Raw genomic sequence first — 23,767 nt, forward strand, 5'->3', positions numbered from 1 at the left:
GACCTCGCCATGCCCATTCACGAAATCCGCCACCCCCTCGTTCGCCACAAGCTCGGCCTGATGCGCCGTGCCGATCTCAGCACCAAAAGCTTTCGTGAGCTATCGCAGGAAGTCGGTGCGTTGCTGACCTACGAAGCCGTCAAGGATCTGCCGCTCGAGCCCGTGACCATCCGGGGCTGGGCTGGCGACGTAGAGGTCGAAAAGCTCTCGGGCAAGAAAGTGACGGTCGTGCCCATTCTGCGGGCCGGCATCGGCATGCTCGACGGCGTGCTCACGCTGATTCCCGGCGCTCGCGTCAGCGTGGTCGGCATCGCCCGCAATGAGGAAACCCTCGAAGCCCAGACTTACATGGAACGACTGGTCGGCGAACTCGACCAGCGACTGGCGCTGGTCATCGATCCCATGCTGGCCACAGGCGGCTCCATGATCGCCACCATTGACCTGCTCAAGCGCGCCGGCTGCCGCGAAATCCGTGCGCTGGTGCTGGTAGCTGCGCCCGAGGGCATCGAGCGCGTCATGTCGGCCCATCCTGACGTGGCCATCTACGCAGCATCCATTGACGACAGGCTCAATGAGAACGGCTACATCCTGCCCGGCCTGGGTGATGCCGGCGACCGTATCTTCGGCACCAAGCAGCACTGATCCCATTGCTGCCGGAAACGACGGGTTAGGCTTCAGGCGCGCAAGCATACAAGACTCGGCAGCAGGCACGATCTGCTTGCCGGTTTAGCGTGCCCGTCCTGAATGTCCGTGCACCTGCCCACCGCGCAACGTCATGACTGCACTGGCAATATTCGCGACCGGTTTGCCATCTTCACGCAGGATATCGCACCGATAGTGGCTGACGGTGCGCCCCCGGTGCTCGATCCGGGCATGCGCCAACAGACGCCCACGCCAGAGCGGGCGCAAAAACGTCGCTTTCAGATCAATGCTGGCAAAACTTTCACCTTCGGCTATCAGCGTCGAGTGTGCCGTCCCGATGGCCGCGTCCGCCAGCTCGCACAGCATCCCGCCATGCACTGTGCCCTGCTGGTTGCCATGACGAGCAGCGTCAGCGTCGAACGCAATCGTCGCCGTGCCTTCATCAACCGCCACGATACTGAATCCCAGCAACTGCGAGATCGCCGTCGGATACTGCATATGAGTAGCATCCTCCGGCATCAGACGGCCGGCTACCGCTCTCTGCAAATACTCAAGCACCGGCAAGTGTGTTCCTGTCCGAGTCATAGCGGCCTCCTTTTGATATCGGGTCAGGCCAGCATAATGACGTAGACTATGACAATCAAAGAATTGTCCTGCATACACATCGCATGCCTCGTCATTCCGTCGCCGCCCTGATCGAAGCACTGTCCAGCAGCATCCGCGAAGGCCGGCTGCCGCCCGGAACGCAATTGCCAACGCACAGACAACTGGCGGCCCGGCACGGACTGGCCCTGGCATCTGCCAGCAAAATCTATGCTCGCCTCGGCGAAATGGGGCTGGTCATCGGCGAAACCGGACGCGGCACTTTCGTCAGAGATCATGCACGGCAACGCGACTGGGACAGCAGCGACGAAGCACGCCTGAATGCCTCGGCCCTGGACCTGTCCTTCAACCATCCAGATCATCCGGAACAGGCCGCATTGCTGCGCACCATGCTGCGTGAACTGGCCGCAGCCGGAGATCCCGCCATCCTGCTGCGTCAGCCACCACCGGGGGGTCGCATGAGGGAACGTGCCAGTGTCTCGGCGTTCCTGGCCCAGACGCGTAACATCGAGGCATCCCCTGAACGAATCTTCCTCGTCAATGGTGCCCAGCAGGGGTTATACATTGCAGCAGCAGCCCTGCTCGCACCTCACGACCGATTGGCCGCCGACGCTTTGACTTACCCGGGACTGCGGATGCTTGCTGCGGCACAGCACCTCGAGGTCCTGCCCATTCCCTGCCTGTCGGACGGGCCGGATCTGACAACCCTCGATCGACTGTGCAGGCAGCACCGGGTAAGCATGATCCACGCCATGCCTACCCTGCACAACCCCCTGGGCTGGGTGCTGTCGCATGCACAACGCCTGCAACTGGTCGATATTGCGCGACGACATGACTGCTGGCTGCTGGAAGATGCAGCATACGCCTACCTGGAAGCCCAACCTCCTCCCGCACTGGCAAGCCTGGCACCGGAAAGGACAATCCATGTATCCAGCCTCTCAAAAAGCCTGGCCAGTGGGCTGCGCTTTGGATTCATGATCGTGCCCGATCACTGCGCTACTCGAATCAGAGCCACGATACGCGCCGCCTGCTGGAGCTTGCCGGGTATCGTGTCGGCCATGGCTGTCCGCTGGCTGGATAGCGGCACCGTCCTGCGCCAGGAGACGTATTTGCGCAATGAATGGCGCAAGCGGCAGATACTGGCCAGGAACATACTGGACGGCATGGACATGACCGCCCACCCCGCAGCCCCTTTCCTGTGGCTGCGACTGCCCGAAGGCCTGCGCATGGACAGAATCGCCACGGCACTGGCAACCCGGAACATTGCCGTCTCCAAGGCCGAAGCCTATGCCACGACACGCCATGCACCGCATGCGCTGCGACTGGCGCTGGCCTCCGTGCCATTCGAAAAGCTGGGCCCGGCCTTGAGTGAAGTGCGGGCAACGATAGAAGCGTTTCCACCTCAATGAGACGCGCAACGTCCCCATACGACTCGGGCCGGTGCCTTTGCGGCTACCGGCCCGAAATCCTGGATGCGCGATCTGCCTAGACCGAGGCCCCGTAGGCCTTGGCATCAAGCAGACTGTCGATGTCGGCAGGCCGGTCGGGCCGGATCTTGAATATCCAGGTCTCGTAGGGCGCGGCATTGACCTGCTCCGGCCCCGCTTCCAGTGCATCGTTGAAGGCAACGATCTCACCGCTGACCGGCGCATGAATATCTGAAGCCGCCTTCACCGACTCGACAACGCCGGCCACGTCGCCTGCGCCCAGCCGGGCCCCCACCTTGACCTCGCCCACGAAGACAAGATCGCCCAACTGGTCTTGGGCAGGATCACTGATCCCGACCCGACAGACTTCACCTTCGGGCAGAATCCATTCATGCGTGGCGGCGTAGCGACGATCCTCGGGCAGATTCATGCCGTCACTCCACTCAGGCTGCCTTGGCGGCCAGGAAACGGCGGGTGACTTCGTCCCAGTTGACCACGCTGTAGAAAGCAGCGATGTAGTCGGGGCGACGGTTCTGGTACTTGAGGTAGTAGGCGTGTTCCCAGACATCCAGGCCCAGCACCGGGGTATTGCCGCCTTGCAGGGGGCTGTCCTGGTTGGCAGTGCTTTCAACCACCAGCTTGCCCTGTGCATTGACGCTCAGCCAGGCCCAGCCGCTGCCGAAGCGGGTCAGCGCAGCCTTGGTGAAAGCATCCTTGAAGGCATCGAAGCCACCCAGGTCGGCATCGATGGCACGCGCCAGTTCGGCCGTGGGCTGGCCACCACCGTTGGGGCCCATCACGGTCCAGAACAGCGTGTGGTTGGCATGACCACCACCGTTGTTACGCACAGCGGTACGGATACCTTCAGGCAGCTTGTCCAGATTGGCGATCAGTTGATCGACGGGCTGGTCGGCCGACACGCCGGCACCTTCGAGCGCGGCATTGAGATTGTTGATGTAGGTCTGGTGATGCTTGGTGTGGTGAATTTCCATGGTTTGCGCATCGACGTGGGGATCCAGTGCGTCGTAGGCATAGGGCAGTGCGGGCAAGGTATAGGCCATGTGAAATCTCCGATTTGATAAATGGAAAACGCAATCAGCGAACGAATGATTATCCCCCGTCCGGGATAGAAAACAAAGCATATCCTTATCAGAATATCGATTAATTCTCAATAATGAAAATCAATATCCAGTCTGATGGCAAGCAGCCTGTCTGCAGGCCGGCCGTATGATCCGGACAGCCATTGGGTCGGCGGCATGCGGATGCAATAGCACCTACAGCGCCCTGCCACAGGCCACGGCAGACGACCAGGCCCACTGGAAGTTATAGCCTCCCAGCCAGCCGGTCATGTCCAGCGCCTCGCCGATGAAAAACAGTCCCGGGACGTTGCGGGCCTGCATGGTTTTCTGGTTGATGCCACGTGTATCCACGCCGCCACGCATGACCTCGGCCTTTTTGTAGCCGGCCGTGCCGGACGGCACGAGCTGCCAGCCCTGGGCCTGCCTGCCGGCCTGGCGCAGCGTGGCATCAGGCAGGTCAGCCAGACGACAGCCAGCCTGCTCTGCCATGCCCGTTGCCGCCAGCCACGACTCGGCCAGGCGACGCGGCCAATGTGTCGTCAGGGCATTGATCAGCGACTGCCGACCGCCTTTTTTGTCGCCGGGCCGTCCCAAGGCAAAAGGCCCCCCCTTGGGGGACAGCGCCGGCGCGCAGCGACCAGCGTGGGGGGCTTTTTTGGCATCCAGCAACCAGGCATCGAGATCGACGCCTGGCATCAGATCGACATTGATGGGTTGCCCAGGCTGCCAGTAGTTGGAAATCTGCAGGATGGCCGGCCCGGACAGCCCCCGGTGGGTAAACAGCAGATCCTCGACGAACGCACCTGCCTGGCGGCCCTGCCCGGTAGTCAGTTCGGCCTGCAACGACAGCCCGGCCAGAGTCGAAAATGGCTGCCATTGCGCCTGATCGAAGACCAGGGGGACCAGTGCCGGACGAGGCTCGATCACCTTGAGGCCGAACTGGCGCGCCACGCTCAGGCCAAAGTCGGTCGCCCCCAGTTGAGGGATAGCCATGCCGCCCGTGGCAATCACGAGCTGGGGGGCCTTCAGGACACCCAGCGTCGTGTGCACCGTGAACAGGTCGCCTTTTTCCAGGGACTGCACCCGCGCAGGCATGCGCCAGCCCACCTTGCCCTGATCGCATTCACGGCGCAGCAGTGCAATGATGTCTTCACTGCTGTCATCGCAGAAAAGCTGCCCGCGATGTTTCTCGTGCCAGGCAATACCATGTGCATCGACCAGCTTGATGAAATCATCCGGACCATAGCCCGCCAGCGCCGAGCGGCAGAAGTCGGGATTGTCGGAAACGAAATTTTCGGTCCCGACGCGGCGGTTGGTAAAGTTACAGCGACCGCCCCCCGAGATGCGGATCTTTTCGGCCAGCCGTTCGGCGTGATCGACCAGCATCACGCGACGCCCACGCCGCCCGGCCACAGCGGCACACATCATGCCGGCCGCGCCGGCACCGATGATGATGACATCCAGGTCAGCACGCACAGCCGCTCAATCCTCGATCAGGCAGTCAACGTAGTGACGCAGCTCGCCATTGGCCTGACGCTCGGTCGCCAGTCCATGCATGTCGGTCTCGAAACCGGGGAAGCGCGCATTGAACCCCTGGGCAAAGCGCAGGTAATCGACAATGGAGCGATTGAAGCGCTCGCCCGGAATCAGCAGCGGGATGCCCGGCGGGTACGGGGTCAGCAGCACGGCCGTGACGCGACCTTCCAGCGCCTCGACAGGCACGCGCTCGATGCGCCGATGCGCAATGCGGGCAAAGGCCTCGGACGGAATCAAGGCCGGCTCCATTTCGCTCAGATACATCTCGGTGGTCAGTCGCGCCACGTCGAATTCACGATAGGCTTCATGGATCTGCTGGCAGAGATCACGCAGGCCCATGCGCTCGTACTGCCGGTGTGCACGGCAGAATTCGGGCAGAATGCGCCACAGCGGTTGGTTGCGGTCGTAGTCGTCCTTGAACTGCTGCAGCGATGCCAGCAATGTGTTCCAGCGACCTTTGGTAATACCGATGGTAAAGAGGATGAAGAACGAATACAGACCGGTCTTCTCAACCACAATGCCGTGCTCGGTCAGGTAACGCGACACCAGAGCCGCCGGAATACCGGTTTCACCAAAACTGCCGGACACATCCAGCCCCGGCGTGACGATGGTAGCTTTGATCGGATCCAGCATGTTGAATCCGGGCGCGATCTCGCCAAAACCATGCCAGTTGCCGCGATTCTGCAGCACCCAGTCCTCGCGCTTGCCGATCCCCTCCGGTGCCAGCCCTTCCGGTCCCCACACCTTGAACCACCAGTCATGGTGCCCAAGCTCCAGCGCCACCTTGCGCATGGCGCGGCGAAAGTCCATGGCCTCGCGGATGCTTTCCTCGACCAGTGCCGTGCCACCCGGTGGCTCCATCATGGCAGCCGCCACGTCGCAGGACGCGATGATCGCGTACTGCGGCGAAGTGGACGAATGCATCAGGTAGGCTTCGTTGAAGATGTTGCGATCCAGCTTGCGCGCCTCGGGTTCCTGCACGACGATCTGCGACGCCTGTGAAATACCGGCCAGCAGCTTGTGGGTGGAGTGCGTGGCGAACACCATGGCATTCTTGCTGCGAGGACGGTCCGAGCCGATGGCATGCATATCCTTGTAATAAGGATGGAAGGACGCATGCGGCAGCCAGGCCTCATCGAAATGCAACGTATCGATGGCATCGCCCAGGCGTTCCTTGATCATCTCGACGTTGTAGATCACGCCATCGTAGGTGCTTTGCGTGAGCGTCAGAATGCGCGGCCGCTTGTTCACCGCATTGCGCGCAAACGGGTGGGCCTCGATCTTGCGACGGATGCTTTCCGGGTCGAACTCTTCGAGCGGAATCGGCCCGATGATTCCCAGGTGATTGCGGGTCGGGCGCAGGAACACCGGAATCGCGCCTGTCATGGTGATCGCATGCAGGATCGATTTATGACAATTGCGGTCCACCACCACCACATCACCCGGTGCCACGTTGGCATGCCAGACAATCTTGTTGGAGGTGGAAGTACCGTTGGTCACGAAAAAGCAGTGGTCAGCATGGAAAATGCGCGCGGCATTGAGCTCGGACTCGGCGATCGGCCCCGTATGGTCCAGCAATTGGCCCAGCTCGTCCACGGCGTTGCAGACGTCGGCACGCAGCATGTTTTCACCGAAGAACTGATGGAACATCTGCCCCACCGGACTTTTCAGGAATGCCACGCCGCCCGAGTGGCCAGGGCAATGCCAGGAATAGGAACCTTCCTGCGCATACTGCACCAGTTCACGAAAGAAAGGCGGAGCCAGTCCGTCCAGATAGCTCTTGGCCTCGCGGATGATGTGCCGGGCCACGAACTCGGGCGTGTCCTCGAACATATGGATGAAGCCATGCAACTCGCGCAGGATATCGTTGGGAATATGCTCGGACGTACGCGTTTCGCCATACAGATAGATCGGGATGTCGGCATTGCGGAAACGCAGTTCGCCGATGAAGGTACGCAGGTTGCGAATCGCATGCGCCACATCCTCGGGAGAATCGACATCGAACTCCTCGTCATCGATCGACAGGATGAAGGCGCTGGCGCGGCTCTGCTGTTGCGCGAACGAACTCAGGTCGCCATAGCTGGTCACCCCGACAACATCGACGCCTTCTGCCTCGATGGCTGCAGCCAGTGCACGGATACCCAGGCCGGAAGCATTTTCCGAGCGATAGTCTTCATCAATAATAACGATAGGAAAACGAAATTTCATGCCTGGTGCTCCTTGGCGAAATTATTCATCGGAATAGCATTCATGAATTGAGGTGATAGAAAAATAAAATACCCCGGATATATATCCAGATTATCGCACGATAGCATTTTGGAATATACCCAATAGATAAAAACAAATACTCTGAAATCTTTCAAGCGACCCGTCGAAACCCGCGCCAGCACTTGGTTTGGCCGAATTGTAAATCCATACTGATGACAATCTGTCGCATATCGGCATGCCTTGCCGAAAATCGTGAATGATTTTCATGCGGAATAATCCTGAAAATCACCGGAGGACGGTTTTTCGCAATATTCGAACCTTTGATGTAACGCAAAGATTCCTATGCTGACAGCATGGTTATATAAAGCCTGAAGAAGGTTGTTCAACCATGGAGAAGCGTTATGTATAACCGACTCGCTCTTGCCATATCCTGTGCATTCCTGGCCGCCAATCCGGCCATGGCCGATCAACAGGTCGTCGAAAAAGACCTGCGTGCCACTGCACAGAATCTGTTCCAGCCCATCCCGACGGCTGAGCAGATCATCACAGAGCAGAATATCAGCAACGACAAGATCGAACTGGGTCGCTGGCTGTTTTTCGAACCCCGCCTGTCGGCCAGCCACATCATTACCTGCAATACCTGCCATAGCGTCGGCACCGGTGGCGCAGACAACATCCCGACCTCGATCGGCCACGGCTGGCAGGCCGGTCCTCGCAACTCGCCCACCGTGCTGAACGCGGTATTCAACGCCGCCCAGTTCTGGGACGGTCGTGCCGCCGATCTGGCCGCCCAGGCCAAGGGCCCGGTTCAGGCCAGCGTCGAGATGAACAGCACACCCGAACACGTCGTGACGACCCTCAAGAGCATTCCCGAATACGTGGAATTCTTCCAGAAGGCCTTCCCCGGCGAGAAGGATCCGGTCACCTTCGACAACATGGCCTATGCCATCGAAGCGTTCGAAAAGACCCTGGTCACGCCGAATTCGCGTTTCGACCAGTTCCTGGCCGGCCAGTCGGCGCTTGAGCAGCAAGAGCTGCAGGGCCTGGACCTGTTCATCAACAAGGGTTGCGTGGCCTGCCATGCCGGCCAGAACGTCGGCGGGCAGGGCTACTTCCCCTTCGGCGTGATCGAAAAGCCGGGGGCCAACATCCTGCCCGAGGGTGACAAGGGTCGCTTTGCCGTGACGGAAACCGCCGTGGACGAGTACGTCTTCCGCGCCGGCCCGCTGCGCAACATTGCGCTGACCGCCCCCTACTTCCACAGCGGACAGGTCTGGGATCTGGAACAGGCCGTTGCCATCATGGGCACCAGCCAGCTCGGCCATGATCTCAACGACGGCGAAGTCAAGGCCATCACGGCCTTCCTGAAGACGCTGACCGGTGAGCAGCCCAAGGTCGAATACCCGATCCTGCCGCCCAGCACCAGGGATACGCCGCTGCCCAAGCCGATGTAATGGCACGCAGGGGCGCTCCCGCCCCTGCCCAGGTTGCCCGCGCATGGGCAACCTGACAGCACGACTCTGCAGCCCGTTTTGCCTTTGGCAAACGGGCTTTTTGCTGGTCGGGTCGCCCCAAGGCAAAAAGCGCCCCCGCACAGGGTAGCGCCTTGTCAGTTCAAGCGGGTCCGGTCCCGCTCCTCCAGGGTCCACAGCGTCAGGTGCGTGGCAGTGTTACGCCACGCTGCCCCTGGTACTTGCCGCCGCGATCCTTGTAGGAAGTCTCGCAGGCTTCGTCGCCCTCGAAGAACAGCATCTGGGCACAGCCTTCGCCCGCATAGATCTTGGCCGGCAACGGCGTGGTGTTGGAGAATTCCAGCGTGACGTGGCCTTCCCACTCCGGTTCCAGCGGCGTGACGTTGACGATGATGCCGCAACGAGCATAGGTACTCTTGCCCAGGCAAACCGTCAGCACGTTGCGGGGGATGCGGAAGTACTCGACCGTATAGGCCAGTGCAAAGGAATTGGGCGGGATGATGCAGACATCACCCTTGAAATCGACGAATGATTTTTCGTCGAAATTCTTGGGATCCACGATCGTGGAATTGATGTTGGTGAAAATCTTGAACTCGTCGGCGCAACGCACGTCGTAGCCATAGCTGCTGGTGCCGAAGCTGACGATGCGCTCGCCCCGGGCATCAATCCTGACCTGTCCGGGTTCGAAGGGTTCAATCATGCCTGCGGCCGAAGCCTGGCGAATCCAGCGATCACTTTTAATGCTCATAGGGGCCCTGAAAACCGGCGAGTTTTGTACAAGGCGCAAGTATGGCATAGCCACGGCGCGATGTGTTGACATGCGCGCCGCATCTTTGCCATCGGCATGCGCCGGATCAATCCGGCAGGATCAGTCGATAGATCAGCTCCAGGCCGTTGACGGTACCTGTCTTCAGGTCGAGAGACAGACCCTGTGCCAGTCGGTAGCCAATGCGTCCCACGGTTTCGGAACCGGACAATGCCTGTTCGATGCCCACCGTGATGCCATCGGCAAATGTCTTGCTGGCATAGATGAATTGCGAAGACAGGTCATCATCCCCGGTACGGTTCACGCTGCCCGCCACCGTCACATCCGGCAGCAGGCTACCGGATGATCCTACCGAGCCACTGCGGATACCGACATCGTCCAGGCCGAAACGGCGATAGAACGGCTCGCCATTGCCTCCAATCAGCGACGCGCCCAGAGACAGCAGCATCGACGTATCGCCCCCGCCCTCATCCGGGCCGCGCCCCAGCAGCAGCCAGGACAGTTTTTCGACATCGGAGACCTCCGGATACGAAATCAGGTCGATGCGAGGCCGCTGCGCCGTACCGACGACGCGCACCCCTGCGCGGACCTGCCCCTCGTTGCGCAGAGCCTCGATATCGAGCAGCGGATTTTCCAGGCTCCCCTGGAAGGTCAGGATGCCTTTCTGAAGACGCAACCGCTGACCATAGGCCTCAATCCGGCCTGCCCGCGTGCGCAAAGTACCCATGCCCGTCAGGCGTCCATCCCTGAGCGTGATTTCGAGCGAACCAACCAGCCCCGCATCAATCCCCAGGCCCACGATATAGAAACGCGGCCCCAGATCGATCTTGAGTTGCATGGACAGATCCAGTGCGGATGACTGTGCCACGTGCTGGTCCATGCTGCGCACGACCACCACATCATCATCCACGCGCGGCACGCTGCTAAGCATATCCAGACCGAACCATCCGGCGTCGGCCGTGAGCGAGCCGGTAACACTGACCTTAGGCAACGCCGCGTCGATCTCGACCGCCCCCGACAGCATGGCATAGCGGTCCGTCCGCTGCATCGCCGGAAAATGGTGCATCTCGACGCGGATCTTGCCCGCCGAGGCCATCAGGTTCCAGTCGCCGGTTGCCTTGACGTACCCGTTCTTGACATCGGACTCCTTGGCGATCCATTCGCGGGTACGCCACTCGGTTGCCTCGACCCGGACAGAAGCAGGAAAGTACAGTTCATCGAGCAACAGCCGATCACCATCGAAACGTGCCGCCAGCCGGCCGTCGACCAGCCGGATACCATCATCGACACGCACGACCCGCAGTTTCTCGCCACTCACGCTACCGCGGATATCCCAGTCCTTGCCGGGCAAGCCTTCGGCCTGCACATCGGCACGCAGGCTCCCCCCCACCTCCAGGGAATCACCCGTCAGCAATGCCAGCCATGACAAATCTGCCAGGTCAGCCCGCAAGGCACCCCGAATGGGCACGGTCGGACTCAGCGCCCAGCCACCGGCAGCCGGCCTGACCAGCAAAAGCGATCCTTCCCCGCTGGCAGAGCCCACGCGTTGGCTCTGCAACTCCAGGCCAATATCGACCTGGCTGCCACGCGCACCCGCCGCACGCGCGCGCGCCTCGATGCGCAACTTGTCGAGTCCCAATGCCACCTGGGGCTCACCCGGAATCAGGATATCGCCACCGCGTCGTTCGATGCTGACCGTACCGGTCAGATGCTGGGCCACGACCAGATCCCACTCTGCGGACAGGTTGACACGCTGCTCGGACCGGCGCTCATTGAGCACGACCACACCACCCCGCGCATCGGCCGTGGCACTGTCTGCCTGCTGGAAAGCGGCCTTGAGCTTGTCCACCAGACCACTGCTGAGCACGAGATCCGGAATGCGGCCCTTGCTCTGGATGCGCTCGCCCGCGCCCGCGCTCAATTCATGATCGATTGCCACTTGCTGATCATCGGGCAAGCCCACCAGCAATGTCGTTTTCCCGACGCGCCACTGCAGTGGCTGGCCCGGGGGCATATCAAGAGACAGCGGCAACGCCTGCTGCAATGCCAGAGAAAATCCTGCGTGCTCAGCCTGCAACTGCGACAACTGGCCACGCCAGCCCTGCGTGGATGCCGACCATGCGCCGGCAGCATTGAGTCTGGCCGAGGCCGGCCCCTGGCCGACCACGCCAGGCAGTACATTACGGGGCGCATAGTGCCCCTCCAGCCGCAGGCGATGCGCCTGCAATGAGCCTTCGATCTCGGCCTTCAGATCGGCCCGCCCCTCGAGGTCCGGCCACAGCGTACCGAACGCAGGCACGGCCACATCCAGCACAAGCTTGTCGCCAGCCCGCCCCCAGGCACCATTGCCGCGCAGGCCGGCATCCCCCACCTTGAGATCCGAGCGGAACGAAGGCAGTCTCCATGTCGTCCAGTCTGGCCCGGCCATATCGGCCCGCAACGCCAGACTGCCGGACACCGCCTGCCGGTTCCAGAGCGCGCCAGGCCCCATGCGCATATCCAGCCCGACATCAAGCGGCCGCCCCTGTTCATCAAGCCGCCCATCGACAGCCAGGTCGGCCGAAATGACCGCCTGCGGCACATCCGCAGGCAACCAGCGCGACAGGTCGAGACCGCGAATCTTCAGATTGCTTTTCCACGCCCGCCAGTCGGGCGTCTGGCCACCGCCCTCACCCGACCAGTCCAGTTTGCCCTCGATGCTGCCGCCCTGGGCAATATCGAGCACGATATCAGCCATGCGTACAGGAAAGGGCGCACGCGGCAACAGATCGGCCTGCGCACGCAGCGACAGTCCTGCACCGCTGCCGGCCAGCGTCGTGGTCATGGTGTCAAGCGATCCTTCCATTGCCACTGTCAGGTCCAGCACGCAGGCATCGGCCGTATCCTGGCGCTGCACGCGCGCAGGCACGCACAACACGGATTCGGCCGTTGCCCCCCTGGCCTTGGCCTGGACCCAGCCACTGAGCGGCCAGGGATCCTGCAGGCCGCTCAGACGCATATCTGCACTCAGGTCGACCTCGGCCTGCTCATGGCTCACCCGCCCCTGTGTCAACACCAGTTGCGCTTGTGCTGCACCCAGAAATAGAGCCGCCTCGACATCGCTCACGCCAACCGGCAGCGACTCGCCATTCTGCTGGAATTCGAAACGCCCCACGGCAAACTTGTCGAGAGCAATTGAAACCGGCAACACCGGCATGGCAAATGGTGCCTCGTCTTCCGGCTCAGGAGCAGCATCCTCCTCACTGCTGTGCAATGCAACCTGGACCAGACCAGCAGACAGCTCACGGACCTGCAGGCGTTTCGAACCCAGCGCCAGCCAATCCACGTCGAGCCTTGCGTTTTCAAGCAACACCTCGAACGCCGGGTCGTTCAAAGAAAAATGCCCGATCGTCAGTCCGCCCAGTACGGAGCCTCGTACCTCACGCACCTCGCCCCCGAACTGACTGCTGACGGTCTGCAGGAGGAAACGGGTACCAGGCTGCGAGCCCAGTGCCCAAACCACGAAGCCGACAGCAATGGTCAACAGCATCGCCAAAGCCGGCAGCCACCAGTAGACCAGCAACCGCAGCAGGTATGTGAGCGATCTCAAAATGCGATCCCCAGGGAAAAATGCAGGCGCAGGCGGTGATCGCGCTGTCCCCAGGCCAGGTCCAGTTCCAGCGGCCCGGCCGGCGTACGCACGCGTGCGCCGGCACCATAGCCGGTAAATACCTTCATGTCCTTGAATGATGCAGCGGCATCACCAGCATCGACGAACACCGCCATGCCGACCGTATCGTTGAAGTAGTGGGTGTACTCAATCCCAGCCAGCGCCAGGGTTCGCGCACCAATGACGGCACCGTCACGGTGCTCGCCAATGCTGCGGTACTTGTAGCCACGAATGCTGCGTGCGCCACCGGTGCGGTATCCAAAATCGTCAGGCACCTGGACTTGGTCATTGGCCCAGACTTTGCCTACTTCGGCATGCAGGCTCAGGATATCGCGCTTGCTGAGCGGCCACCATGTCTGCACGCGCAGGCTGCCGCGCAGGTAGGGCTTGCCGTCGTCGAGCGTCATGCCGCCCCCCGTGCCCAGCACGATCAGGTTGCCGTCGCGAGGATCGTATTTGTCGTTGACGTCTCGCCGTAGCCATTCTGCCGTCAGCGAAGCCGAAGGCAGGCTGTAGGGTTCGCCATCCTCCAGGCGCACCCGGTCATGCGCCAGCAGCGCACCGTAACGCGCTTCGTAGTCAACGCGACGGTTGGTTTCAGATCGCCAGCCGATGAATCGGGTCGCCCCCAGCGCCAGCCGCGTCACGTCCAGGCCATTGATATCCGAGCGATCAGCCAGCAAGCCTATGCTGTCCTTGTAGCCATTGGCATCGGGTGGCAGGTAGAAATCCAGATAAGCACGCTGACGCTTGCGGTCCAGTCCAATACCGGTTTCCATCGTCAATGGCAGGCCGAACACGATATTCTGGCGATATTGCGCCTCGGCCCGCACACCCACGTCGCTATCGAGCCCCAATGAGAATGCATAACGCCGGGCCGCCGCCTCGGTGACCTGCACCTGGACAGGCAACGTCAGGTCGCCATCGGACTTGACCACGACGTCATCATCTGCCGTCGGTTGCTCGGGATAGACAAAGGCACCACGAAAAAAGTTGGTGCTCTGCAACTGTTGCTGCCAGGTCACGAACTGGTCCCGTTCGTAAGGCTGGCCGGGCTTGTAGCGCACGTAATAATCGATCAGTTCCTCGGGCGTGCGACGCAGCCCTTCAACCTTGAGTTCGCCCAGCAGCACACGAGGGCCGCTATCGATAGTGACGGAGACATCCACCGCACCGGCTTCGGGGTCGACCCGGGCCTGAGAGTGCGCCAGGCGGGCCAGGAAGAAATCCTGCTCGCCAACCTGGTTCAGCAGATCGGCCTTGGCCTGGCTCCACGCTTTGTTGATGAAAATATCGCCGGCCGGCAACTGCCAGTCCTGACGCCATGTCTCGCGCCGTTCAGCGAACTCGGGCCGTGAAGCTGCCCCGGTAAATTCGAGATCGACCTTGCGCACCACGGCACGTTTGCCTGGCTCAATCACGAAATCCCAGGTCTCGCCGGCGAAGTCTGTACCGACCTCCAGCGTGACGACCGGTTCGAAATAACCCTGCGTCGCCAGGGCCGACAGTGCGGCCTCGTATGCACGGCGACGCAGCCGGGTCGACTCGCCACCGTCCATGTCCTCGGCCAGCCTGACGATCACATCGACAGACCCCATGATGGCCTGCAGTACCTCGGGCCCTACACCGCCCGGATCGATCGTGACCTCGGGCCGGATCGATTCAGGCCTGGATGCCTCTTGCTCGGCAGCCATCGAAAGCGGCGATGCCAGACAAAGCCCGGTCGCTGCCAGCCAGAGCCAGCAGCCTGGATATCCCGACGCTATACGCATCCAGTCCTCATTTTCCACGCGCCTCAGAGAGATTCGACCACGACGGAAGGGAAGCGGGCACTCATGTCACGGGGCAGCACGGCAACACGGCCCTCCACACGGCGGGCAATCTGCTGGTAGGCCAGAGCCTCTGCACTGCCCGGATCGGCCACCACCGTCGGTCGACCGCTGTCGGCCTGGACACGTATCGGCATGGACAGTGGCAGGCTGCCCAGCCAGGGGGTGTCGTACTGCTGCGCCATGCGCTGACCGCCTCCTTCTCCGAAAATATGTTCTGCATGACCGCAATTGGAACAGACATGCACGGCCATATTCTCTACGATACCCAAAATCGGCACATCCACTTTGTTAAACATCATCAAGCCCCGTCGCGCGTCCATCAGGGCGATGTCCTGCGGCGTGGTGACGATCACCGCCCCCACCACCGGCACTTTCTGGGACAGGGTCAGGGCGATATCGCCCGTACCCGGCGGCATATCGATAATGAGATAGTCCAGATCACCCCAGTTGGTCAGCTGGAGCAGTTGCTCGAGCGCCTGGGTAGCCATCGGACCGCGCCAGATCGCCGGCGCATCGTTTCCCATCAGGAAACCGATCGAATTGACCTTGATGCCGTGGGCCTCGAGTGGCTCCATCGTCTTGCCATCATGGCTGGGAGGACGACCGGTCGCGCCAGTCATGGTGGGCAGACTGGGACCGTAGACATCGGCATCCAGCATCCCGACGCTGGCACCGTCGCGCGCCAGTGCCAGAGCCAGATTGACGGCCGTGGTACTCTTGCCGACGCCCCCCTTGCCGGATGAGACGGCAATGATATTGCGTATGCCCGGCACGGGCTTGAGCGTACGCTGCACCGCATGCGACTGCACTTTCCACTGCAGGTCGAGCGTGACCTCACCAATGCCTGCCTCGCTGAATGCGGCCAGCGCCTGCCCCAGCAGCGCACCGCGGCGCTCTTCCGGCAGGGGGTAGCCGACCTCGGCACGGATGGCGGGCACGCTGCCGCCCAGATCGATGTCGCGGTCGCGAACCGCGTGACCGAGCGCGACCCCGGTGGCGTCATCGACGATACTATCCAGCACGGCGCGGATCTGTTCGAGTGTTGCTGTCATTTCGTTTCCATCATTGCGGTATGGCGGCATGGCAATGTATGCTGCCAGAAAACATGCATCTTTCTTTCATGCATCAGACGACAAGGATAGCGGATAAGCTGTCGGATCGCAGTAATACACACACTCCGTCACCAGCCTTCGAACAGATCGCAGGGAACTTTTCTCCCCACACGGAACTCAATCATTTTATGAAAGACACCATCAGCCGTTTTCTCCGTCTCGCCGTGCTGGCCGTCCTGGCCTTGGTCGGCATGGGCATGGCCCTGATCTTCATGGTTTCCACGGCGATAGCCGTCGGCGTGCTCTACATCGTGGCGCGCCTGCGCGGCCAGCCGTTCGGCATCCGTACTTACTGGGCCCGTCGCCAGGCCGCCCGCCCCAAGCCATTCCAGTATGGCAAGCAGCATTTCAGCAACCAGGACGCCATCGACGTCGAGGTCCGCGAAGTACGCTGAAGGCCGCAGCGGGCAGCGCGCCTCGGATCACGCCGGGACAAAACCCGGCATCCATCCTAAAATGACGGATTCACCCTCCGTCATTTTTCCTTCAGCAGATCCATGTCGCGCACACTGTTCGTCACCACCGCACTGCCCTATGCCAACGGTTCCTTCCATATCGGCCACATCATGGAATACATCCAGGCCGATATCTGGGTGCGCAGCATGCGGATGGCGGGACATACCGTACATTTCGTCGGAGCCGACGATGTCCACGGGGCGCCCATCATGCTCAAGGCAGAGGCCGAGGGCATCACGCCCGAAGCACTGGTCGCCCGCTATGCGGCCGAACGGCCGATGTACCTCAACGGCTTCCACATCCGGTTCGATCACTGGCATACGACCCACTCGCCCGAGAACGTCGAACTGTCGGGCAGCATCTACCAGGCGCTCAAGGCAGCCGGCTTCATCGAAAGCCGCACCATCGAGCAGTTCTATGACCCGATCAAGGGTATGTTCCTGCCCGATCGCTATATCAAGGGCGAGTGCCCGCACTGCCATGCCCAGGATCAATACGGCGACGCCTGCGAGCAATGCAGCACGGTCTACAGCCCGACCGAGTTGATCAACCCCTATTCCACCATTACCCGCGCCACGCCGGTGCTGCGCCAGTCCGAGCACTTCTTCTTCAAACTGTCGGATCCGCGCTGCGTAGAGTTCCTGCAGGACTGGACCCGCGGTGACAATCGCCAGGGCAACAAGCGCCTGCAGGCCGAGGTCCTGGCCAAGACGCGCGAATGGCTGGGCAGCGGCGATGCCTCGGATGCCTCCATGGCTGACTGGGACATCTCGCGTGACGCCCCCTATTTCGGCATCGAGATCCCCGATGCACCAGGCAAGTATTTCTACGTCTGGCTGGATGCCCCCGTCGGCTACCTGGCCTCGCTCAAGGCCTATTGCAACAAGGCCGGCCTGGATTTCGATGCCCTGCTGGCACCGGACAGTCCGACCGAGCAGGTTCATTTCATCGGCAAGGACATCGTCTACTTTCACGCTTTGTTCTGGCCCGCCATGCTCAAATTTTCAGGCCGCAAGGTGCCGGACGCGCTCAACGTGCACGGCTTCATCACTGTCAGTGGCGAAAAGATGTCCAAGAGCCGCGGCACCGGCATCTCGCCGTTGCGCTATCTCGAGATCGGCATGAATGCCGAATGGCTGCGCTACTACATCGCCGCCAAGCTCAACAGCCGCGTCGAAGACATCGATTTCAATCCCGATGACTTCGTGGCTCGCGTCAACAGCGACCTGGTGGGCAAATACGTCAACATTGCCAGCCGCGCCGCCAACTTCATCAGCAAGCACTTCGACGGCGAAGTCCGGGTGCATGGCGATACAGCCGCGCTGGCCGCGCACTGGCAGCAGGCCGCCGATCAGATCCGCGACCTGCTTGAGGCACGCGAATATGGCCGCGCCATACGCGACATCATGGCGCATGCCGACCAGATCAACCAGGCCTTCGACACCGCGCAACCCTGGGTGCTGGCAAAGGGCTGGGCCGATGCCGACGAGGCCACCCGCAACCAATTGCAGGATGTCTGCTCGCGCGCCCTGGCGGGTTTCAAGGCCCTGTCGGTCATGCTCACGCCGATCCTGCCCGCGCTGGGCGATCGCGTGGCACGCGAGCTGTTCGGCCGGCCAGAAGGCTTTGCCTGGCAGGATGCCGGCCAGTTGCCCAACCGGATCAGCCCCTTCAAGCACCTGATGCAGCGCGTCGATCCCAAGCAGCTCGACCAGCTTTTCGAGATGCCATCCGGCAATACCGCCATCGGTGCGCCGGCACAGGAAGCGCAGGCTACCCTGCCCGGAGGGGCCGCCATCGAGCCGGACATCACCATCGACGACTTTGCCAAGGTCGACATGCGCATTGCCCGCATCGTCGAGTGCAAGGAAGTGGAAGGCTCCGACAAGCTGCTGCAGCTCACGCTGGACCTGGGCGAAGGCCGCCTGCGCAATATTTTCTCCGGCATCAAGTCAGCCTACAAGCCTGAAGATCTCGCCGGCAAACTGACCGTGGTCGTGGCCAACCTGGCTCCGCGCAAGATGCGCTTCGGCGTTTCGGAAGGCATGGTGCTGTCGGCGGCTCACGCCGACCGCAAGCAGGAACCCGGCCTGTATGTGCTGGAACCCTGGCCCGGCGCACAGCCTGGTATGCGCATCGGCTGACGGATTCCTCCAGGCCGGATATCTACCTGGTCTTCACATCACCAGGCAAAACGCCCCCGGAGAATTCCTGGGGCGTTTTTTCATGCCTGCGTGTTCTGTATCTGCGCCAATGCCTGCTGGCGGCAGGCAACCAGGATTTCATCTGACAATGCAGACGTGTCAGGGCACGCACGCGACAGCACCAATGCCCCCACAACCTGTGCCAGCAGTGCCAGTATCCGGGTGCGATCATGGGGCAGTGCCTGCCCTGCCAGCTTATCGCCAAGCGCCTGTACCAGGGTTTCGATGCCATGGCTGAACGTATTCCTGACGTCCTCGCCCTGCCGTGCGGCATCCCCCCCCAGTCCGGCCATCGTGCACCCAGGACCTCGCGCATCCCGGTGCGCCCTGGAGAGATAGCCTTCGACAAACTGAATCATATCGAGTCCCTGCAGTTGCCTGACTGACTGTTCAAGGCCACAGGCAGCAGACTCGGCCATCAATGCAGACTTGGAAGAGAACTGTTTGTAAAAGCCGCCATGCGTCAAGCCAGCGGCCGCCGTCAGTTCGACCACCCCCACCCCGTCGTAACCACGCTCGCGGAACAGCAGGGATGCAGCATCTACAACCCGCTGCCGGTTTTCCTGTGCCTGCGCCTTGCTGACTTTCATGTTCCAGTCCTCTTTATGATTTCATTCATAATCAAAAAATCTTGACATCAATTATGATGACCATCATCATTATATCGCACGTCATCTCAACACAGACACGCATGGCAAGTGATAAGCCTCCATGCCATCACGAGGAACTTCATGACTACATTACCCTCCGTCCTGATCACCGGCGCATCCAGCGGCATCGGGGCTGTTTATGCCAAACGCTTTGCGAGCCGGGGACACGATCTCGTCCTGGTCGCCCGAGACCAGGCACGCCTGCAGACACTGGCCACGGCGCTTGCCCGAACACACCAGGTCGCCGTCGATGTCCTGCCAGCCGATCTGACCATTCACCAGGAACTGGCGACCGTAGAAGACCGGCTCCGTTCCGATCGCCGCATTGGCATCCTCGTCAACAACGCCGGCCTGCCACAAGCGGGGGGCTTCCTGCAGCAGGACACTGCCGGCATCGACAGGCTCATCGGCCTCAACATCACGGCACTCACACGCCTGTCGGCGGCCATCGCACCGCGGCTGGCCGAGGCGGGAACCGGTGCCATCATCAATATCGGCTCGGTCGTCGGCCTGGCACCGGAATTCGGCATGACGCTCTATGGAGCCACCAAGGCCTACGTGCTGCTGCTGTCGCAGGGCCTGCAGCAGGAACTGGGGCCCAAGGGCATCCAGATACAGGCTGTGCTGCCTGCCGCCACGCGGACGGCTATCTGGGACAAGGCCGGTATCGATATCGATACCGTGACCGATATCATGGAGGTCGATGAACTGGTCGATGCGGCGCTGGTCGGTTTCGACCGGCACGAGCCGGTCACCATTCCACCGCTCCAGGATGCCGCGCACTGGAACGCCCTGGACACCGCACGCCTGGCTCTGCTGGGCGATCTCGATCAAAGCCATGCCGCACAACGTTATCGCAGCGCCTCCTGAACACAGCAAGGAAACATGATGTCCAACACAATCCTTTTCAGTCCCTTCACCGTCAACGGACTGACCCTGCCCAACCGTTTCGTGATGGCCCCCATGACGCGAGCCATGGCGCAGGACGGCATACCGGCAGAAAAACAGGCTGAGTATTACCGCCGTCGCGCAGCAGGCGGCGTCGGCCTGATCCTGACCGAAGGCACCGTCATTGATCGTCCGGCATCACGCAACGATCCGGGCATCCCTTTTTTCCATGGTCCGGCGGCCCTGGCCGGCTGGGAACATGTCGCCCAGGCGGTGCATGCGGCCGGCGGCCGCATTGGCCCGCAACTATGGCATACCGGCTCCACCCGCAGCATGGGTACCAACTGGGTACCCGAGGCCCCGGTTGAAAGCCCTTCGGGACTGGTTGGCCCCGACGATCCACGCGGCGTCGCGATGACTGAAGAAGACATTGCCGACACGGTCGCCGCCTTCGCCAAGGCGGCCGCCAGCGCACGGCAACTGGGATTCGATCTCGTCGAATTGCATGGTGCCCACGGCTACCTGATCGACCAGTTCTTCTGGCAGGGCACCAACCTGCGGCATGATGCATTCGGCGGTGCCACGATTGCAGAGAGATCACGCTTTGCTGCCAGTGCCATACGGGCGGTGCGTCAGGCAGTCGGGTCGGACTTTCCTCTTGCCCTGCGCGTCAGTCAATGGAAGCAGCAGGATTACACCGCCCGCAATGCCTGCTCGCCCGAGGAGATGACTGCATGGCTGCAACCGCTGGTAGAAGCGGGCGTCGATATCCTGCACTGCTCGCAACGGCGTTTCTGGGAACCGGAGTTCCCGGAACTGGATGGCGAGCAAGGCCTGAACTTTGCCGGCTGGGCCAAGAAACTCACTGGCGCAGCCACCATCAGCGTAGGCTCAGTCGGGCTGTCCGATGATTTCTTCAGCGCCTTTGGTGGTCAGGGCTCCCATGCCACCACACTGCAGGGCAACCTGGCTGCGCGTATCGAGCAAGGCGAATTTGACCTGATTGCCATCGGCCGCGTATTGATTTCCGACGCCGACTGGGTCAACAAGGTCCGGGATGAACGCACCCAGGAACTGGCAGGCTTCAAGGCAACAGACCTGGCCACACTCGACTGACACACGCACCGCCGCTGGCGGCTGCTTTCAACACAGCTTCTCTGACCAGACTGCTCTGGCCGATACAGCCTGGCATATGCACCTATGCCAGGCATCCCTTCCCCAACGCCTCCCCCTGAACCTCATTTCCTGCTGTGTATCCAGCACCCGCAGAAACATCCTGTTTCCTCTACTCTCCCCATTGTTTAACCAATATCAAGGTATCCGTCCGGCCAAAAGGACTATGCTCCACACACTACATATAGATCAAAACCTCAAATACACCACTATATATAGAATGGAGCACGCATGACTACGCACCGATTCCTTGCCGGAGCCATTCTTCCGACCATCCTCCCGCTGCATACGCGCAAGCACCCTGCAGCCAACGATCCCATAGACACGATGAATGCATTGAATACCGCCGTCGCCCCTGCCGTCGAAGTCGGCAGCACCATGAATGAATACCTCAACCGGCACGACTGGCGCATCAATGCCAACGCCAACCAGGGCTATTCGCTGGGCGGACTGATCCTGAATGTCTCGGGCAAGGTCGTGGCCAACTACTGGCTGAGCCACATCTACCCCGAAGCCATCGGCCAGGCACATCGACAGGCAGATCTGCACATCCACGATCTGGACGTGTTCGCCGGCTACTGCGCAGGCTGGTCACTGCGCACCCTGCTGCACGAAGGCCTCAACGGCGTGCCGGGCAAGGTCGAGGCTGCACCGCCCAAGCACCTGTCGAGCGCAGTCGGCCAGATCGTCAACTTCCTGGGTACGCTGCAGAATGAATGGGCCGGCGCACAGGCGTTCAGTTCGTTCGACACCTATATGGCCCCCTTCATCCGCAAGGACAATCTGCCGTATGCCGAAGTGCTGCAGTGCATCCAGGAGCTGATCTACAACCTGAACGTCCCCTCGCGCTGGGGCACGCAGACTCCGTTTACCAATCTGACCTTCGACTGGGTCTGCCCGGAAGACCTGCGCGAACAGGTGCCGGTCATCGGTGGCGAGACGATGTCCTTCCAGTACGGCGACCTGCAGGCCGAGATGGACATGATCAACCAGGCCTATATCGAGGTCATGATGAAGGGCGATGCCAAGGGGCGCGCCTTTACCTTTCCCATTCCCACCTACAACATCACGCGTGATTTCGATTGGCACAGCCCCAATGCCGACCGCCTGTTCGAGATGACGGCACGCTATGGCCTGCCGTATTTCCAGAATTTCATCAATTCGGAACTCGAGCCCAACATGATCCGCTCGATGTGCTGCCGCCTGCAGCTCGATCTGCGCGAGCTGCTCAAGCGGGGCAACGGACTGTTCGGTTCGGCCGAGCAGACGGGCTCGCTGGGCGTGGTGACGGTCAATTGCGCCCGCCTGGGCCACCTCCATGCCGGTGACGAAGCTGGACTGATCCGCCGCCTCGACGAACTGCTGGAACTGGGCAAGGTCAGCCTGGAGATCAAGCGCGAAGTCATCCAGCAGCATATGGATGATGGACTGTTTCCCTATACCCGGCGCTATCTGGGCACATTGCGCAATCACTTCTCGACACTGGGCGTAAACGGCATCAACGAGATGATCCGCAATTTCACGCACGACGAACACGACCTCACGACGCCCTGGGGCCACGCCTTTGCGGTACGCCTGCTGGATCACGTACGTGCCCGCATGGTCGAATTTCAGGAAGAAACCGGCCACCTGTACAACCTGGAAGCCACGCCGGCCGAAGGCACCACTTACCGCTTTGCCAAGGAAGACCGCAAGCGCTGGCCCGAGATCCTGCAGGCCGGTACCAGCGACATGCCTTACTACACCAACTCGTCGCAATTGCCTGTCGGCTTCACCGACGATCCGTTCGAGGCACTTGAGCGCCAGGACGAGCTACAGCGCAAATACACTGGCGGCACAGTCCTGCACCTTTACATGACCGAAGCGCTGTCCTCGGCCGACGCCTGCCGTACGCTGGTGCAACGTGCGCTGGGCCGCTTCCGGCTGCCCTACATCACCGTGACCCCGACGTTCTCGATCTGTCCCAAGCATGGCTATCTGTCGGGACATCACGAATTCTGCCCTAAGTGCGATGCCGAACTGATGGCGCAGAAACAGGAACACCTGCACTGACTGCGCAGGCGCTTTACC

At 61.3% G+C, this 23,767-nt stretch carries 18 protein-coding genes; 8 read left to right on the forward strand and 10 right to left on the reverse strand.

Going from position 1 to position 23,767, the window contains the following annotated elements; translation table 11 throughout:
* The first annotated feature begins 9 nt into the window (after nucleotides 1-9).
* The gene (gene upp, locus DD235_RS09840; RefSeq protein WP_109061889.1) at nucleotides 10-642 is read left to right on the forward strand and encodes a uracil phosphoribosyltransferase; all 633 of its coding nucleotides are present in this window, start codon (nucleotides 10-12) and stop codon (nucleotides 640-642) included.
* 84 nt (nucleotides 643-726) lie between these two features.
* Here the strand turns inward: upp and DD235_RS09845 are convergent, their stop codons facing one another.
* Entirely contained in the window at nucleotides 727-1,140 is a 414-nt protein-coding gene (locus tag DD235_RS09845) for a PaaI family thioesterase (RefSeq protein WP_239990101.1), read from the reverse strand.
* A gap of 170 nt (nucleotides 1,141-1,310) precedes the next feature.
* On the opposite strand from DD235_RS09845, the gene DD235_RS09850 reads away from it, so the two are divergent.
* Complete coding sequence (locus DD235_RS09850) at nucleotides 1,311-2,654, forward strand: aminotransferase-like domain-containing protein (protein ID WP_109061891.1); 1,344 nt, start codon at nucleotides 1,311-1,313, stop codon at nucleotides 2,652-2,654.
* 76 nt (nucleotides 2,655-2,730) lie between these two features.
* On the opposite strand, the gene gcvH is transcribed toward DD235_RS09850, so the two are convergent.
* From gcvH to DD235_RS09870, 4 genes are all read right to left on the reverse strand, one after another.
* Nucleotides 2,731-3,102 (reverse strand): glycine cleavage system protein GcvH, encoded by a 372-nt coding sequence (gcvH, locus tag DD235_RS09855; RefSeq protein ID WP_109061892.1) that lies wholly within the window; start codon nucleotides 3,100-3,102, stop codon nucleotides 2,731-2,733.
* Between the two features lie 13 nt (nucleotides 3,103-3,115).
* Nucleotides 3,116-3,733, reverse strand: a complete 618-nt coding sequence (locus tag DD235_RS09860; RefSeq protein ID WP_109061893.1) for a superoxide dismutase — start codon at nucleotides 3,731-3,733, stop codon at nucleotides 3,116-3,118.
* A gap of 213 nt (nucleotides 3,734-3,946) precedes the next feature.
* Nucleotides 3,947-5,227 carry a BaiN/RdsA family NAD(P)/FAD-dependent oxidoreductase gene (locus tag DD235_RS09865; protein WP_162300461.1) on the reverse strand — a complete coding sequence of 427 codons (1,281 nt, stop codon included), beginning with the start codon at nucleotides 5,225-5,227 and terminating at the stop codon, nucleotides 3,947-3,949.
* 6 nt (nucleotides 5,228-5,233) lie between these two features.
* On the reverse strand, nucleotides 5,234-7,495 hold the full coding sequence (locus DD235_RS09870) for an arginine/lysine/ornithine decarboxylase (RefSeq protein ID WP_109061894.1): 2,262 nt from the start codon (nucleotides 7,493-7,495) through the stop codon (nucleotides 5,234-5,236).
* A 401-nt stretch (nucleotides 7,496-7,896) separates the two neighbouring features.
* Between DD235_RS09870 and DD235_RS09875 the strand changes: the two genes are divergently transcribed.
* Entirely contained in the window at nucleotides 7,897-8,949 is a 1,053-nt protein-coding gene (locus DD235_RS09875; protein WP_109061895.1) for a cytochrome-c peroxidase, read from the forward strand.
* A gap of 199 nt (nucleotides 8,950-9,148) precedes the next feature.
* On the opposite strand, the gene dcd is transcribed toward DD235_RS09875, so the two are convergent.
* From dcd to apbC, 4 genes are all read right to left on the reverse strand, one after another.
* Nucleotides 9,149-9,715, reverse strand: a complete 567-nt coding sequence (gene dcd / locus DD235_RS09880; protein WP_109061896.1) for a dCTP deaminase — start codon at nucleotides 9,713-9,715, stop codon at nucleotides 9,149-9,151.
* Nucleotides 9,716-9,821: 106 nt separating this feature from the next.
* Complete coding sequence (locus DD235_RS09885; protein WP_109061897.1) at nucleotides 9,822-13,322, reverse strand: translocation/assembly module TamB domain-containing protein; 3,501 nt, start codon at nucleotides 13,320-13,322, stop codon at nucleotides 9,822-9,824.
* Nucleotides 13,319-15,154 (reverse strand): autotransporter assembly complex protein TamA, encoded by a 1,836-nt coding sequence (locus tag DD235_RS09890; protein WP_164497340.1) that lies wholly within the window; start codon nucleotides 15,152-15,154, stop codon nucleotides 13,319-13,321. Before DD235_RS09890 ends, DD235_RS09885 begins: the two co-directional genes overlap by 4 nt.
* 23 nt (nucleotides 15,155-15,177) lie before the next feature.
* Nucleotides 15,178-16,266: an iron-sulfur cluster carrier protein ApbC gene (gene apbC, locus DD235_RS09895; protein WP_109061966.1), complete on the reverse strand. Its 1,089-nt coding sequence runs from the start codon at nucleotides 16,264-16,266 to the stop codon at nucleotides 15,178-15,180.
* 188 nt (nucleotides 16,267-16,454) lie between these two features.
* On the opposite strand from apbC, the gene DD235_RS09900 reads away from it, so the two are divergent.
* Nucleotides 16,455-16,721, forward strand: a complete 267-nt coding sequence (locus DD235_RS09900) for a hypothetical protein (protein WP_109061899.1) — start codon at nucleotides 16,455-16,457, stop codon at nucleotides 16,719-16,721.
* Nucleotides 16,722-16,823: 102 nt separating this feature from the next.
* Entirely contained in the window at nucleotides 16,824-18,926 is a 2,103-nt protein-coding gene (gene metG, locus DD235_RS09905) for a methionine--tRNA ligase (RefSeq protein ID WP_109061900.1), read from the forward strand.
* Between the two features lie 80 nt (nucleotides 18,927-19,006).
* Here metG and DD235_RS09910 read toward each other — a convergent pair whose 3' ends face one another.
* Nucleotides 19,007-19,576, reverse strand: a complete 570-nt coding sequence (locus tag DD235_RS09910) for a TetR/AcrR family transcriptional regulator (RefSeq protein ID WP_109061901.1) — start codon at nucleotides 19,574-19,576, stop codon at nucleotides 19,007-19,009.
* A 141-nt stretch (nucleotides 19,577-19,717) separates the two neighbouring features.
* Here DD235_RS09910 and DD235_RS09915 point away from each other — a divergent pair, with 141 nt between their 5' ends.
* The 3 genes from DD235_RS09915 to DD235_RS09925 all read left to right on the forward strand — a co-directional run bounded on the left by DD235_RS09915 (nucleotide 19,718) and on the right by DD235_RS09925 (nucleotide 23,749).
* The gene (locus DD235_RS09915; protein ID WP_109061902.1) at nucleotides 19,718-20,506 is read left to right on the forward strand and encodes an SDR family NAD(P)-dependent oxidoreductase; all 789 of its coding nucleotides are present in this window, start codon (nucleotides 19,718-19,720) and stop codon (nucleotides 20,504-20,506) included.
* A gap of 18 nt (nucleotides 20,507-20,524) precedes the next feature.
* Nucleotides 20,525-21,640: an NADH:flavin oxidoreductase gene (locus tag DD235_RS09920; RefSeq protein WP_109061903.1), complete on the forward strand. Its 1,116-nt coding sequence runs from the start codon at nucleotides 20,525-20,527 to the stop codon at nucleotides 21,638-21,640.
* Between the two features lie 384 nt (nucleotides 21,641-22,024).
* Nucleotides 22,025-23,749 (forward strand): ribonucleoside triphosphate reductase, encoded by a 1,725-nt coding sequence (locus DD235_RS09925; RefSeq protein ID WP_109061967.1) that lies wholly within the window; start codon nucleotides 22,025-22,027, stop codon nucleotides 23,747-23,749.
* Nucleotides 23,750-23,767: the final 18 nt, after the last annotated feature.

It is taken from the genome of Corticimicrobacter populi, assembly GCF_003123725.1.
Lineage (GTDB): Bacteria > Pseudomonadota > Gammaproteobacteria > Burkholderiales > Burkholderiaceae_B > Corticimicrobacter > Corticimicrobacter populi.

Coding starts and splice junctions, on each gene's coding strand:
- DD235_RS09900 (WP_109061899.1), top strand. CDS start 16,455: ATGAAAGACACCATCAGCCGTTTTCTCCGTCTCGCCGTGCTGGCCGTC.
- gcvH (WP_109061892.1), bottom strand. CDS start 3,102: ATGAATCTGCCCGAGGATCGTCGCTACGCCGCCACGCATGAATGGATT.
- dcd (WP_109061896.1), bottom strand. CDS start 9,715: ATGAGCATTAAAAGTGATCGCTGGATTCGCCAGGCTTCGGCCGCAGGC.
- DD235_RS09850 (WP_109061891.1), top strand. CDS start 1,311: ATGCCTCGTCATTCCGTCGCCGCCCTGATCGAAGCACTGTCCAGCAGC.
- DD235_RS09890 (WP_164497340.1), bottom strand. CDS start 15,154: ATGCGTATAGCGTCGGGATATCCAGGCTGCTGGCTCTGGCTGGCAGCG.
- DD235_RS09860 (WP_109061893.1), bottom strand. CDS start 3,733: ATGGCCTATACCTTGCCCGCACTGCCCTATGCCTACGACGCACTGGAT.
- DD235_RS09845 (WP_239990101.1), bottom strand. CDS start 1,140: ATGCAGTATCCGACGGCGATCTCGCAGTTGCTGGGATTCAGTATCGTG.
- DD235_RS09910 (WP_109061901.1), bottom strand. CDS start 19,576: ATGAAAGTCAGCAAGGCGCAGGCACAGGAAAACCGGCAGCGGGTTGTA.
- apbC (WP_109061966.1), bottom strand. CDS start 16,266: ATGACAGCAACACTCGAACAGATCCGCGCCGTGCTGGATAGTATCGTC.
- upp (WP_109061889.1), top strand. CDS start 10: ATGCCCATTCACGAAATCCGCCACCCCCTCGTTCGCCACAAGCTCGGC.
- metG (WP_109061900.1), top strand. CDS start 16,824: ATGTCGCGCACACTGTTCGTCACCACCGCACTGCCCTATGCCAACGGT.
- DD235_RS09870 (WP_109061894.1), bottom strand. CDS start 7,495: ATGAAATTTCGTTTTCCTATCGTTATTATTGATGAAGACTATCGCTCG.
- DD235_RS09875 (WP_109061895.1), top strand. CDS start 7,897: ATGTATAACCGACTCGCTCTTGCCATATCCTGTGCATTCCTGGCCGCC.
- DD235_RS09920 (WP_109061903.1), top strand. CDS start 20,525: ATGTCCAACACAATCCTTTTCAGTCCCTTCACCGTCAACGGACTGACC.
- DD235_RS09915 (WP_109061902.1), top strand. CDS start 19,718: ATGACTACATTACCCTCCGTCCTGATCACCGGCGCATCCAGCGGCATC.
- DD235_RS09925 (WP_109061967.1), top strand. CDS start 22,025: ATGAATGCATTGAATACCGCCGTCGCCCCTGCCGTCGAAGTCGGCAGC.